Source organism: Streptococcus sanguinis (assembly GCF_900475275.1).
GTDB lineage: Bacteria > Bacillota > Bacilli > Lactobacillales > Streptococcaceae > Streptococcus > Streptococcus sanguinis_N.
Window position 1 is genome coordinate 408,144 of sequence record NZ_LS483364.1, and the last position, 13,595, is coordinate 421,738.

Consider the following 13,595-nt stretch of genomic DNA (forward strand, 5'->3'; position numbering starts at 1 on the left):
ATGAAAAAATATCAGCGCATGCATCTGATTTTTATCAGACAGTACATCAAGCAAATCATGGAATACAAGGTTGATTTTGTGGTTGGTGTTTTAGGTGTCTTCCTGACCCAAGGCTTGAACCTCTTGTTTCTCAATGTCATCTTTCAACACATCCCCTCGCTAGAAGGCTGGACCTTTCAAGAGATTGCCTTTATCTATGGTTTTTCCTTGATTCCCAAGGGACTGGACCATCTCTTTTTTGACAATCTCTGGGCACTGGGGCAACGATTGGTGAGAAAGGGAGAGTTTGACAAGTATCTGACTCGTCCTATCAATCCTCTCTTTCACATCCTAGTCGAGACTTTTCAGATTGATGCCTTGGGTGAGCTCTTGGTCGGTGGAATTTTACTAGCGACAACGTTCTCTAGCATTACTTGGACTATTCCCAAGTTCTTGCTTTTCCTAGTCTGCATTCCTTTTGCGACCCTGATTTATACTTCTTTGAAAATCGCGACAGCCAGTATCGCTTTTTGGACCAAGCAGTCAGGTGCTATGATTTACATTTTCTATATGTTTAATGATTTTGCCAAGTACCCGATTTCCATTTACAATTCGCTCCTTCGTTGGTTGATTAGTTTTATCGTTCCTTTTGCTTTTACAGCCTACTATCCTGCTAGCTATTTCTTGCAGGACAAAAATGGGCTCTTTAACATTGGTGGTTTGATTCTGATTTCCCTTGTTTTCTTTTTCATTTCGCTCAAACTCTGGGATAGGGGATTGGATGCCTACGAAAGTGCGGGTTCGTAAGATGGAAAATATGTTTAGTCCTAAAGCTTAAAACATGAAAGGATTTAAAGATGGTAGCGATTGAAGAAGTGAAGGAAGAAAAACAAAAGATGATAGCAGTCAGTGAAGTTTTAAAGGATCTACCAGAATGGTTTGGAATACCTGAAAGTACACAAGCTTACATTGAAGGAGCTAGGGATTTACAAGTTTGGGTTGCTTATCAGGAGAGTAAATTGGCTGGCTTTGTAAGCTTATCTTATTCTAGTGAAGATTGTGCAGAGATTGACTGCTTAGCTGTTAAGAAATTCTATCATAGAGCGGGAATTGGTAGTCAACTTCTAGAAGTTTTAGAAAAATCTGCTCGTCAAAAAGCATCCTATCTGCAAGTAAAAACGGTAGCACCAGGTTATTATCCTACCTATGACAGAACTAACGCTTTTTATCAGGCTCAGGGCTTTAAAAAGTTAGAAATTTTTCCTGAACTTTGGGATAAAAGCAACCCTTGTTTGATTTGGGTTAAGAAATTGTGAAATTCTAACTTGACAAAAAAACTCAAGATGCTAAAATAAAGGGGAAAAGACGCCGATTTAGCTCAGTTGGTAGAGCAACGCACTCGTAACGCGTAGGTCACAGGTTCGATCCCTGCAATCGGCAGAAAGAAAACCAGCAACTTTTTCATGGGTTGCTGGTTTTGTTTATCTAATTCTTATAAAGAAGTAAGAAAAGTTAGACCGCCTAATATCACTCCTGCCGCATTGGGAATGATAAGGATCCAGTCTTTTTTAGGTTCTTTGGTCCAACCATAGATTACCCAAATTAAACAAGAAACTGCTGCGAATAGTGGTTGGAATGGTTGAGCTTTTTCTCCTTGCAAGTTAGCGATAATTTGTGGAATATATGCAATAAAGACAAGAATCCCAATAAAAGCTCCAATAGATCCGACAAAGCGATTAATTTTTTGTTTAGACATATAGTACCTCCTGAGGTACTATTATATCAGAAGGAAAAAAGTTTTCAAATTTGTTTGATCATAAAATAAGACAGATATTCAATATGTGTAAGTCGTGCTTTTATACTAAACGAATCTATTGGAGAGTCTAGGATGAGAAATCAAATTTGCTTAACATTTTTTGAGAAGGGTAAGCTACCACTTAGTTATCAAAAATAACCACTTACTGAAAATGCCTTGTTTCTTTTTTGAAAATTGTTATAATGAAGTCAGAAGCAAGGAAAGGAGTGGCTATGAAGATTAGGATTGAGCTTGATACAGATATGGCAGAAACTGAAGTCGTTATCCGAACGGCTCAATATGGTGAAGAGGTGGCTCGGATTCAAGCAGCTCTTGAACAAGCCAACCGTCAACCGATAGCTTTCTATAAGGATACAAGTGAATATTTTGTCGATTTGAAGAATATTTTATTTTTTGAAACGGATGCTACCAAAATTTATGCTCATAGCAGGGATGATGCTTATGAAGTCAAATTGAAGCTATACGAATTAGAAGAGAGACTTCCGGCATATTTCTGTCGCATTTCAAAGTCTACTATTGCCAATGCCAAGGCTATTTACGCTTTGGATAAATCATTTTCGGGAACCAGTACTATCCAATTTTATGACACACATAAACAAGTGCACGTTTCCCGACACTACTATCAAATTTTAAAAGAAAAGTTAAACGAAACGAGGTAATTTTCATGAAAAAAACAATTTTTGGAATCGGCTTTTTAGTCTTGGCAGCTTGGGTTCTGCTGCAGGGGAATTTTGGGATTCCTGCCTTCAATTTTAATATTTGGCCCATGCTAGTAGTTGCAATGTTTGCCTATTTCGCCTTGGAAAATTTCTTAGAAAGAGACTTTGGCACTGGGCTGATCATGGCAGTTATTGCGCTGATTATTGCCAATGCCGTTTACCACTTTTTAGCTATTTCAACAGGAACCTTGGTTTTGGGTGGTATTCTGGCTTGCATCGGTCTCAATATGATTTTCAAGCCCCGGCGCATTTTTAAGGGGCGTATCTTCTCAACTGCCTCTTCTTCCTCAAAAGATGATATTGCTTTTGGCAGCGGCACGCGCTATATCAACTCAGATAACTTCACCTATGAAAAGTTAGACTGTGCTTTTGGCAGTGCATCGGTTTATTTTGATAATGCGACTATCGAAGGGGACTCAGCAACTTTTGAAGTGGATCTGTCTTTTGGCAGTGTGATGCTTTATGTGCCCAGCGACTGGCGTGTAGAGCTGGATGTAGATAATGCCTTTGGCTCTGTCTACAATCCCCGCAATGTCAATGAAAAGAGAAAAACTCTCTATGTCAAAGGCAACGTAGCTTTCGGTTCTTTGAAGATTAGCTATGTTTAGGAAAACGGATTAATTTCGAAACTTTGGACAAATGTACTTGTCAAACGTCAAGTTTTTTGGTAATATAGGAAGGTATGTGGTGCTAGCACATCCGTAATATTAGATCTAATAGGAGGAAACACGATAATGGCTAAAGTATGTTACTTTACTGGTCGTAAGACTGTATCAGGAAACAACCGCTCTCACGCGATGAACCAAACAAAACGCGCTGTTAAACCAAATCTTCAAAAAGTTACTGTTTTGATTGACGGTAAACCTAAAAAAGTTTGGGCTTCAGCTCGTGCCCTTAAATCAGGTAAAGTTGAACGCGTTTAATTTTTATTTAAAAGGATGGAAATTTTCCGTCCTTTTTTGCTTGTAAATTTCCGCCTAGACAGTTGATTTAGACCCTTCCTCTTTTACACCCTGTATAAAATATGGTAGAATAAACTATAAAATACTTTTGAGGTACAAATTATGACTGTGAAAATTAATACAAAAGATGGTCAAATTGAGCTGACTGATGATGTGATTGCGACAATCGTCGGCGGTGCAGCGACTGAAATTTTTGGTGTAGTTGGCATGGCCAGCAAAAATGCAATCAAGGATAATTTTCAAGCCCTTTTAGGAAAAGAAAACTATGCTAAGGGCGTGGTTGTGAAAGCGACTGATGAAGGTGATATCGCAGTTGATGTCTACACTGTGTTAAGCTATGGAGTCAAAATCAGCGAAGTTTCCAAAAACATCCAAGAGCGTGTTAAATTCAGTTTGGAAAACAAGCTCGGAATTACTGCCCATGCAGTGAATGTTTATATCCAAAATATTAAAGTCGTAGGAGAATAATCGTGGCAAATATTACTACTAGTTTATTCCAAGAAATGGTGCAGGCAGCATCTACTCGCTTAAATAAACAGGCTGAATATGTAAATTCTTTGAATGTCTTCCCAGTTCCAGACGGAGATACAGGTACCAACATGGGCATGACCATTGAAAATGGTGCTAAGGAAGTGGCAGACAAGTCTGCTTCAACAGTTGGCGAAGCGGCAGGTATCTTTGCGAAAGGTCTTTTGATGGGTGCGCGTGGTAACTCAGGCGTTATCACCTCCCAGCTTTTCCGCGGTTTTTCTCAAAGTGTGAAAGAGCATGAAGAGCTGACTGGTGAAGATCTTGCTCTGGCCTTTCAGTCTGGTGTAGAAGTGGCTTACAAGGCAGTTATGAAGCCGGTTGAGGGAACGATTTTGACTGTTTCTCGCGGTGCGGCTATTGGTGCCAAGAAGAAAGCTGAAGTCACTAATGACGCTGTAGAAGTTATGAAAGCGGCTCTTGAAGGAGCAAAGGCTGCTCTGGCTAAGACACCTGATATGCTGCCGGTTCTGAAAGAAGTCGGTGTTGTGGACTCTGGCGGTCAAGGGCTTGTCTTTATCTACGAAGGATTCTTGTCTGCACTTACAGGCGAATATATCGCATCTGAGGACTTTGTGGCGACACCTGCGACCATGTCTGAGATGATCAATGCTGAGCATCATAAGTCTGTAGCTGGCCATGTGGCAACAGAAGACATTACTTTTGGCTACTGTACAGAAATCATGGTAGCTCTTAAGACAGGACCAACCTATGTAAAAGACTTTGATTATGATGAGTTCCGCAATTATCTCAACGATTTGGGAGATTCCCTGTTGGTAGTAAACGATGATGAAATCGTCAAAGTCCATGTCCATACTGAAGATCCAGGATTGGTTATGCAGGAAGGTCTCAAGTATGGTAGTCTGGTCAAGGTCAAGGTTGACAATATGCGCAACCAGCACGAAGCCCAGGTTGAAAAGGAAGAGCGCTCAGCTAAGCCGGCTCAAGAAAAAGAGTTTGCAATTATCGCTGTAGTGGCTGGTGATGGTCTGGCTGAAATCTTTAAGGCTCAGGGAGTTGACTACATCATCTCTGGCGGTCAAACTATGAATCCATCAACGGAAGACTTTATCAAAGCTGTGGAGCAAGTCAATGCTCGCAATATTATTATCTTGCCAAACAATAAAAACATCTTCATGGCAGCCCAATCAGCAGCAGAAGTGATTGAACAGCCTGCAGCTGTTATTGAGACTCGTACGATTCCTCAAGGCTTGACCAGTCTCCTGGCTTTTGATGGCGGCAAGACTATTGAGGAAAACCAAGAGCGTATGACTGCAGCCTTGGCAGAAGTAGTCAGCGGCAGCGTGACGACTGCGGTTCGTGATACGACGATTGATGGCTTGGAAATTCATGAAAATGACAACCTCGGTATGGTGGATGGTAAGATTGTTGTTTCTAATCCAGATATGCTGGCAACTTTGAAAGAAACGTTCAGCAAGATGCTCAATGAAGACAGCGAGATTGTCTCTATCTATATCGGTGAAGACGGCAGCGAAGAGTTGGCTAGCAGTCTTGCTCAAGATTTGATGGAACAATTCGAGGATGTCGAAGTAGAAATTCATCAGGGCAGTCAGCCGGTTTATCCATATATTTTTAGTGTTGAATAGCATAAAAAGGCAATCGAAAGGTTGTCTTTTATTATTTTATAGAAAATACTTAGACAAGAAACTGGTATTATGTTATACTGTAACAAATAAAAAGTAAAAAAGGTGAACTATGAAAAAATTTTTCATTCTTGTTATTTCTGCTTCGGTACTCTTGACGGGCTGTGTGCTTCCTAGCTTCAGCAAGCATCGTCCTAGACATTCTTCTGAATCAGCAGCTTCTTCTAGGAGGACTAAATCCAGCTCTAGCTCCAGCTCTAGCAAGTCATCCAGTTCTTCTTCTGAAAGTACAGAGATTGTCTCTAAAACTTTAGTCGGAGACATTGAAGAAATCCATCATCGTGATACAATTACCTATCAGGGCAAGAAAATCTTGAATCTTCGGATGGAATTGCTCACTTCCTTGCCAGAAGAAGCTAGTGCGGCATCAGCTACTTTGACTCCAGAGGAGATGACGACTATCATTCGTGAAGGAATGCAGTCTGATTCAAACTATGTAGCAGCTAAGAGTCTGGAGGGTGTCAATATTGATTATTCAGTTACAGCAGAGAAGAAATTGCAGACCTTAATTGAAATTGATTTGCAAAAGGTCAATGTCGAAGAGGTGGAAAAGAACAGTTTCTTCCAAGGTTTTGGACTGAAGGATATTAAGGATATTACACCTGAAATGTTCATTCTGAGTCTGAAGCTCAATGGTCTCAAAGAAGAGGTGCAGAGCTAAAGTTTAAAAAGCGTTGGTCATTTCATCTTACAAATTGAGTAGCTAGTTTATTGAAAAATTTTTAGATTAGGCTGCTTTAATTCCAGTTTCTATCTAAATTGCAACAGACATACAACTAGTCGGCTCCTCTCAACGAGGGGGACCGGCTTTTTTGTGTCTTCATGCAGAGGGGAGATAAACAGATTATTCCAATATTTGCTAGCTTTGTGCTCTAAAAGCAGAATAGTGACATTTGTCATGTCAGCTGGTGACAAAATCAACTAGTAGGAAAAATTTCTTTGCCTTATAATATAGTTAACAACATGATAAAAGGTTGCTGTAAGAATTAAAAAAGCATTTGGCTTTCGTTCTTCTTTCGCCTTTGGAAAAATAAAGGAAAGATGCACATACGGTTTACCAAATCAAAGGAGGAGTAAAATGGAACTGATTGAAGTAAAGAAGCTTTCAAAAAGCATTCATGGTAAGGAGATTTTAAAGGATATTTCGTTTGAAATCTCCCAAGGTGACTGTGTGGCCTTGATTGGTCCCAATGGAGCAGGGAAAACGACTCTCATGGATTGTTTGCTGGGCGATAAGTTTCTGACAGCGGGTGAAGCAAGGATTCAGGGACTCAAACCAACTGACAATCATCTCAAGCAGTCGGTAGCGATTTTACCACAGGAAAATACAGTGGTGGAGGATTTGAAGGTCAAGGAACTCTTGACGTTCTTCCAAGCTATTTATCCAAATAGTCTGTCTGATCAAGAAATTGATGACTTGCTGCAATTTACAGACAAGCAAAAGAATCAGTTGGCCAGCAAGCTGTCTGGTGGACAAAAGCGTCTCTTTTCTTTTGTTCTGAGTCTGATTGGCCGTCCTAAGATTCTGTTCTTGGACGAACCGACTTCTGCTATGGACACCTCTACTCGTCAGCATTTCTGGGAAATTGTTAATCAGCTCAAGCAGCAGGGAGTGACCATCGTTTATTCTTCGCACTATATCGAAGAAGTCGAGCATACGGCAGATCGGATTTTGGTGCTGCACAAGGGCGAGTTGATTCGGGACACGACGCCTTATGCCATGCGCAGTGAGGAGCAGGAAAAACACTTTACCTTGCCGCTGACTTATCAGTCTGTGCTGGAAAAACTGGATAATGTGACTGATTTAGAAATCAAGCAAAAGGCTTTATCTTTTGCTACTAGAGATGCTGGACAGGTCTGGCAGGTCCTTCAGGAACACGGCTGTACAATCGAAGAGATTGAAGTACGTAACCGTACCCTCTTGGATAGTATTTTTGAAACGACACAAGAATAGGAGAGTAATCATGAAAAATATGGCAAGTCTTATGAAGATTGAGTTGATTTTAATGAAGCGGCAGGCTGCTTATTATCTCTTGTCTATTGGTCTGCCCAGCGTCTTTTACCTGATTTTCTCAGGAATGATGTCTGGAAGTGATACGTCTGAACTTGTGCTTCGAGGCTACCTCTTCTCTATGACTCTTTTTAGTATCATGTCTAGTGCCTTCTTTAGCATTCCAAGCACTTTGCAGTCTGATAAAAATAATAATTGGCAAAAAATGATTCAGCACTCGCCGATTTCTATGGTAAAATATTATATATCAAAACTTTGCAGTACGCTGTTGACTTTTATGCTTTCTATCATCGTAGTCTTCTCGATTGGGCATTTTGTTCGCGGGGTTAATCTGCCAATGGTAGACTGGCTTCTTATTGCCGTGATCCTTCTGGTAGGAAGTGTGGTCTTTATTGCTATGGGTGTATTGGTCAGTCTCTTGCCAAGTGCTCAGCTCATGTCTGTTGTGGGAAATATCGTCTATATGGCACTGGCTGTTCTGGGCGGTCTATGGTTCCCTCTGACCATGTTCCCAAAATGGCTCCAGCCAATCGGTAAGTTGACGCCAAGTTATCAACTGATGCAAGTCGTGTCCTCTTATCTAGAACACCATCAGTTCAATGGCAAGGCAGCTTTGATTGTTCTGATTTATACGGTTTTGGTCAGCATTCTTGTGCTGCAGCTCAAAAAGCGAATTGAGGTAAAATAAAAGCATGTGGGAAAAGCTTAAACAAGTCCACTATATGTTTCATATTGCGCTGGTCTTTATCATCTTTCCAGTGGCGGGAGTAATCAGCGGGGAATACCCGCTTTTACTCTTGCTTGGGACAGCTATTTTTGTTGCGGCTTACTATGCGGTTTTGCTAAGTAACCATCGCCTTATTCAATTTTTTTCTTGGTGGTTCTTGGTTGTTTACATATACTATGGTTCTGTCTGGCTAAATACAGGTTTTACCTGGTATATTTTTTATCTATCTAATCTGCTGATTTATGAGCTGGATGATGTCTCGTTTAAATCCTGGCGTTTTTGGACCTTTATTGATTTGCAGCCTGCTATTGTGCTGACTAATTATTTGATGGGTCATGTTGGTCCAGCAGAACTACTCTTCTTTATTGTCACTTTTCTCTTTTCGGATGGTTTGACCTTTGGTCTCCATCGGATTCAGACGACCGAGCGAATCAAGGAAGAAAAGACCAAACAAAATGCCCAGCTGAATCTCTTTCTAGCAGAAAATGAGCGCAATCGGATTGGCCGTGACTTACATGATAGTCTAGGACATACCTTTGCTATGCTCAGTGTTAAGGCGGAGCTAGCTCAGCAGTTTTTGCAGATGGAAGCCTATGAAAAGGCAGCAAAAGAACTGCAGGAAGTGCAAGAGATCAGCAAGAAGTCCATGGCTGATGTTCGGCGGATTATTAACGATCTAAAGAATCGGACGCTGGACGAGGAACTAGTGACCATTCGAGCCATGCTGGAGATGAGCGGCGTTCAGGTAAAAATAGATAACCAGCTCAATATTGCCAGTATCCCACCGAGTCAGCAGTCAACAATCAGTATGATTTTGCTGGAGGCTGCTACCAATATTATTAAGCATGCCAAGGCTAAAAAGAGCAATTTTTCTTTGGTAAAGAAAAACGAAAAACTTGTTTTAGACATTCAGGATGATGGTTGTGGTTTTCAGAAGCTGACCGGACGGGAGTTGCATAGTATTCGAGAGCGGCTGTCTGCCTTATCAGGAAAGCTTGAGATTCTTAGCAGCCAAGATCCAACATGGATTCGAATTGAATTGCCATACGGAGGGAAGGAAGCATGAAACTTTTGTTAGCAGAAGATCAAAGTATGCTGAGAGATGCTCTAGCTCAGCTCTTGCAGCTGCAGCCAGATGTCGAAGAAGTCTATCAGGCCGCGGATGGGCAGAAGGCCATTGACTGTCTCAAGTCAGAAACTCTTGATGTAGCTATTTTGGACGTGGAAATGCCCCACCAGACCGGCCTAGATGTTCTCGAATGGGTTAAGGCCAATCGACCCAACATCAAGGTCATCATCGTCACAACCTTCAAGCGACCGGGCTACTTTGAGCGAGCTGTTAAGGCGGATGTAGATGCTTATGTGCTCAAAGAGCGCAGCATTGCGGATTTGATGAAAACCATCCATACCGTTCTAGATGGGCAAAAGGAATATTCGCCGGAATTGATGGAGGTGCTAATGACCAGTAGGAACCCTCTCTCTCAGCAGGAGAGGCTAGTCCTGCAAGCTGCGGCGACTGGCCTGTCCAATAAAGAAATTGCTGAAAAACTCTACCTGTCAAATGGAACGGTTCGTAACTATATGTCTGCTATTTTGACCAAGCTAGATGCTGAAAATCGAACAGAAGCAGTCCGAATCGGGCAAGAGAAAGGCTGGTTATAGCTGGGAGATTCAGCTTTGGAGAAAAGGTGGGATAAGATAGTTTTTAGCTAAAGAAAATATTTGTGTGAGGTATATTCCAACGGAGTGTCGGGACTATAAATATAGTTCTGACTTTTTATCTTTTATTAGAAAAAACATTCGGATTTAGAGAAAAAATGTAGAAAAACATTCTGCATGGCTTGCAATTTTTTTCAAAAATGTTATCATAGTAGAAAGCTTTTTGAATTTTTAGAAAATTGTAAATAAATGAAAGGGGAAGAATGGAGAAAATCAAATTAGAAACTTCTAAGACAGGCTCAGAGCTTGTGTTAGAAACCTTGAAAAATCTTGGTGTTGATACGATTTTTGGCTATCCCGGCGGCGCTGTACTGCCGCTTTATGATGCTATTTATAGTTTTGAAGGCATCCGTCATATTCTAGGCCGCCATGAGCAAGGCTGTGTTCACGAAGCAGAAGGCTATGCGAAGTCTACTGGGGAAATCGGAGTTGCAGTTGTGACTAGCGGTCCGGGAGCGACCAATGCCATTACCGGTATTGCCGATGCCATGAGTGATAGCGTCCCCCTTTTAGTCTTTACTGGTCAGGTAGCCAAGGCTGGGATCGGTAAAGATGCTTTTCAGGAAGCGGATATTGTTGGGATTACGACTCCTATTACCAAGTACAATTATCAGGTGCGGGAGACGGCAGAAATTCCGCGTATTATTACAGAAGCTATTCACATTGCGACGACAGGTCGTCCTGGGCCAGTCGTTATTGATTTGCCTAAGGATGTCTCGGCTCTGGAAACAGACTTTATCTACGACAGCAAGTTGCATCTGCCGAGTTACCAGCCGACTATTGAGCCTAATGAATTGCAGATTAAGAAGATTATCAAACAAATCTCTAAGGCTAAAAAGCCGGTCCTTCTTTCGGGAGGTGGTATTAGCTATGCCGAGGCAGCAGCGGAATTGGTTGCGTTTGCGGAGCGTTATCAGATTCCAGTGGTCACTAGCTTGTTAGGTCAGGGAACTATTGCGACAGACCATCCTTTGTTCTTAGGTATGGGTGGAATGCACGGTTCTTTTGCGGCCAATATTGCTATGACTGAGGCTGACTTTATGATTAGTATCGGCTGCCGCTTTGATGACCGTCTGACCGGTAATCCGAAAACCTTTGCCAAGAACGCTAAAGTAGCACATATTGATATTGACCCAGCGGAAATTGGAAAAATTATCAGCGTAGATATTCCTATCGTAGGGGATGCTAAGAAAGCCCTGCAGATGCTGTTGAATGAAGAGCAGGTGCATAATAATACCAGCAAGTGGATTGAAAAAGTAACGCAAGATAAGGAACGGGTTCGCTCATATGATAAGAAAGAACGTGTTGTACAGCCTCAAGCTGTCATTGAGCGCGTTGGTGAGCTGACCAAGGGTGATGCCATCGTTGTAACAGACGTTGGTCAGCACCAGATGTGGGCCGCCCAATATTATCCGTATAAAAACGAGCGTCAACTGGTAACGTCTGGTGGTCTAGGAACCATGGGCTTCGGTGTTCCAGCAGCGATTGGGGCTAAGATTGCCAACCCGGATAAGGAAGTGGTGCTCTTTGTTGGAGATGGTGGCTATCAGATGACAAACCAAGAGATGGCTATTCTCAATATCTATAAGATTCCGATTAAGGTCATCATGCTTAACAATCATTCGTTAGGCATGGTGCGCCAGTGGCAGGAAGCTTTCTATGATGGTCGTACCTCTGAGTCTGTCTTTGAAACATTGCCAGATTTCCAGCTCATGGCTCAGGCCTATGGTGTTAAATCCTATAAATTTGACAATCCGGAGACTATTGTCCAGGATTTGGAAGTGCTGAAGGAAGATGTACCGATGTTTATCGAGGTAGATATTTCTCGCAAGGAGCACGTTCTTCCAATGGTGCCGGCCGGCAAGAGCAATCATGAGATGTTGGGGGTGAAGTTCCATGCGTAGAATGTTGACAGCTAAACTCCAAAACCGTTCGGGGGTTCTGAACCGCTTCACGGGTGTCCTTTCCAGACGTCAGGTTAATATTGAGAGTATCTCAGTCGGAACGACGGAAAATCCGGAAGTATCCCGTATCACCATTATCATTGATGTGGCTTCATTGGCAGAAGTCGAGCAGATTATCAAGCAGCTCAATCGTCAGATTGATGTGATTCGGGTTCGAGATATCACGGACCGTCCTCACTTAGAGCGTGAAGTGATTCTGGTTAAGGTCTCAGCTCCAGCTGATAAGCGAGCAGAGATTCTGTCTATTATCCAGCCATTCCGGGCGACAGTTGTGGATGTAGCACCTAGCTCCATTACCGTTCAGATGACCGGTGATGCGGAGAAGAGCGAAGCCTTGCTTCGGGTCATCCGCCCATATGGTATCAAAAATATTGCTCGGACTGGAGCGACAGGCTTTACCCGAGATTAAACCAAACCTTTAATTTGTTAAAACCGCCTAACAGGCAATAAAAATAGAAAAGAGAGTAAAACTTATGGCAGTAACAATGGAATACGAAAAAGATGTAAAAGTAGCAGCACTTGACGGTAAGAAAATTGCCGTAATCGGCTATGGTTCACAAGGTCATGCTCATGCGCAAAACTTGCGTGATACTGGCCACGATGTGATTATCGGTGTTCGTCCTGGTAAGTCATTTGACAAGGCTAAAGAAGATGGCTTTGATACTTATACAGTAGCAGAAGCAGCTAAATTGGCTGATGTTATCATGATTTTGGCTCCAGATGAAATCCAACAAGATCTCTATGAAGCAGAAATCGCTCCAAACTTGGAAGCTGGAAACGCAGTTGGATTTGCTCATGGTTTTAACATCCATTTTGAATTTATCAAAGTTCCTGCTGATGTAGATGTCTTCATGTGTGCACCGAAAGGTCCTGGTCACTTGGTTCGCCGTACTTTCGAAGAAGGTTTTGGTGTACCAGCTCTGTATGCAGTTTATCAAGACGCTACTGGAAATGCCAAAGACATCGCAATGGACTGGTGTAAAGGTGTTGGTGCGGCTCGTGTTGGACTTCTTGAAACAACTTATAAAGAAGAAACAGAAGAAGATCTCTTTGGTGAACAAGCTGTGCTTTGTGGTGGTCTGACTGCCCTGATTGAAGCAGGATTTGAAGTCTTGACTGAAGCAGGCTATGCGCCAGAATTGGCTTACTTTGAAGTGCTTCACGAAATGAAACTGATTGTGGACTTGATCTATGAAGGTGGCTTCAAGAAGATGCGTCAATCTATCTCAAATACAGCCGAATATGGTGACTATGTATCTGGTCCGCGCGTGATTACTGAGCAAGTCAAAGAAAACATGAAGGCGGTCTTGGCTGATATCCAAAACGGTAAATTTGCGAACGACTTCGTTGATGACTATAAAGCTGGTCGTCCAAAACTGACTGCTTACCGCGAGCAAGCTGCTAATCTGGAGATTGAAAAGGTCGGTGCAGAATTGCGTAAAGCAATGCCATTCGTTGGTAAAAACGACGACGATGCTTTCAAGATTTACAATTAAGATAAAAAGC

Annotated in this window: 16 protein-coding genes and 1 tRNA gene; 16 read left to right on the top strand and 1 reads right to left on the bottom strand. The window is 42.1% G+C overall.

Going from position 1 to position 13,595, the window contains the following annotated elements; translation table 11 throughout:
• The 3 genes from DQM55_RS02110 to DQM55_RS02120 all read left to right on the top strand — a co-directional run bounded on the left by DQM55_RS02110 (position 1) and on the right by DQM55_RS02120 (position 1,419).
• Entirely contained in the window at positions 1 to 786 is a 786-nt protein-coding gene (locus DQM55_RS02110; protein ID WP_002905302.1) for an ABC transporter permease, read from the top strand.
• 50 nt (positions 787 to 836) lie between these two features.
• Positions 837 to 1,295, top strand: coding sequence for a GNAT family N-acetyltransferase (locus DQM55_RS02115; RefSeq protein ID WP_002902392.1), 459 nt, complete (start codon positions 837 to 839; stop codon positions 1,293 to 1,295).
• A 51-nt stretch (positions 1,296 to 1,346) separates the two neighbouring features.
• Positions 1,347 to 1,419 (top strand) — tRNA-Thr (locus DQM55_RS02120).
• 52 nt (positions 1,420 to 1,471) lie between these two features.
• On the opposite strand, the gene DQM55_RS02125 is transcribed toward DQM55_RS02120, so the two are convergent.
• Positions 1,472 to 1,735, bottom strand: coding sequence for a SemiSWEET family transporter (locus DQM55_RS02125; protein WP_002902394.1), 264 nt, complete (start codon positions 1,733 to 1,735; stop codon positions 1,472 to 1,474).
• 272 nt (positions 1,736 to 2,007) lie between these two features.
• On the opposite strand from DQM55_RS02125, the gene DQM55_RS02130 reads away from it, so the two are divergent.
• From DQM55_RS02130 to ilvC, 13 genes are all read left to right on the top strand, one after another.
• On the top strand, positions 2,008 to 2,454 hold the full coding sequence (locus tag DQM55_RS02130) for a LytTR family DNA-binding domain-containing protein (RefSeq protein WP_023917202.1): 447 nt from the start codon (positions 2,008 to 2,010) through the stop codon (positions 2,452 to 2,454).
• A gap of 5 nt (positions 2,455 to 2,459) precedes the next feature.
• Positions 2,460 to 3,122: a LiaF transmembrane domain-containing protein gene (locus DQM55_RS02135; RefSeq protein WP_002905297.1), complete on the top strand. Its 663-nt coding sequence runs from the start codon at positions 2,460 to 2,462 to the stop codon at positions 3,120 to 3,122.
• 126 nt (positions 3,123 to 3,248) lie between these two features.
• The gene (rpmB, locus tag DQM55_RS02140) at positions 3,249 to 3,437 is read left to right on the top strand and encodes a 50S ribosomal protein L28 (protein WP_001140948.1); all 189 of its coding nucleotides are present in this window, start codon (positions 3,249 to 3,251) and stop codon (positions 3,435 to 3,437) included.
• 141 nt (positions 3,438 to 3,578) lie between these two features.
• Positions 3,579 to 3,944, top strand: a complete 366-nt coding sequence (locus tag DQM55_RS02145; RefSeq protein WP_002893676.1) for an Asp23/Gls24 family envelope stress response protein — start codon at positions 3,579 to 3,581, stop codon at positions 3,942 to 3,944.
• Between the two features lie 2 nt (positions 3,945 to 3,946).
• Complete coding sequence (locus tag DQM55_RS02150) at positions 3,947 to 5,611, top strand: DAK2 domain-containing protein (protein ID WP_002898897.1); 1,665 nt, start codon at positions 3,947 to 3,949, stop codon at positions 5,609 to 5,611.
• A gap of 109 nt (positions 5,612 to 5,720) precedes the next feature.
• Positions 5,721 to 6,329, top strand: a complete 609-nt coding sequence (locus DQM55_RS02155; protein ID WP_048774099.1) for an SP0191 family lipoprotein — start codon at positions 5,721 to 5,723, stop codon at positions 6,327 to 6,329.
• A 417-nt stretch (positions 6,330 to 6,746) separates the two neighbouring features.
• Positions 6,747 to 7,622, top strand: a complete 876-nt coding sequence (locus DQM55_RS02160; RefSeq protein ID WP_111675342.1) for an ABC transporter ATP-binding protein — start codon at positions 6,747 to 6,749, stop codon at positions 7,620 to 7,622.
• 10 nt (positions 7,623 to 7,632) lie between these two features.
• Positions 7,633 to 8,367 carry an ABC transporter permease gene (locus DQM55_RS02165; RefSeq protein ID WP_002925925.1) on the top strand — a complete coding sequence of 245 codons (735 nt, stop codon included), beginning with the start codon at positions 7,633 to 7,635 and terminating at the stop codon, positions 8,365 to 8,367.
• Positions 8,368 to 8,371: 4 nt separating this feature from the next.
• Positions 8,372 to 9,472, top strand: a complete 1,101-nt coding sequence (locus DQM55_RS02170; RefSeq protein ID WP_111675343.1) for a sensor histidine kinase — start codon at positions 8,372 to 8,374, stop codon at positions 9,470 to 9,472.
• Positions 9,469 to 10,068, top strand: a complete 600-nt coding sequence (locus DQM55_RS02175; protein ID WP_048774104.1) for a response regulator transcription factor — start codon at positions 9,469 to 9,471, stop codon at positions 10,066 to 10,068. Before DQM55_RS02170 ends, DQM55_RS02175 begins: the two co-directional genes overlap by 4 nt.
• A 260-nt stretch (positions 10,069 to 10,328) precedes the next feature.
• The gene (locus DQM55_RS02180; RefSeq protein WP_048774106.1) at positions 10,329 to 12,029 is read left to right on the top strand and encodes an acetolactate synthase large subunit; all 1,701 of its coding nucleotides are present in this window, start codon (positions 10,329 to 10,331) and stop codon (positions 12,027 to 12,029) included.
• Positions 12,022 to 12,498 (top strand): acetolactate synthase small subunit, encoded by a 477-nt coding sequence (gene ilvN, locus DQM55_RS02185; protein ID WP_002898887.1) that lies wholly within the window; start codon positions 12,022 to 12,024, stop codon positions 12,496 to 12,498. Before DQM55_RS02180 ends, ilvN begins: the two co-directional genes overlap by 8 nt.
• A 64-nt stretch (positions 12,499 to 12,562) precedes the next feature.
• Positions 12,563 to 13,585, top strand: a complete 1,023-nt coding sequence (ilvC, locus tag DQM55_RS02190) for a ketol-acid reductoisomerase (RefSeq protein ID WP_002902418.1) — start codon at positions 12,563 to 12,565, stop codon at positions 13,583 to 13,585.
• Positions 13,586 to 13,595 lie beyond the last annotated feature (10 nt).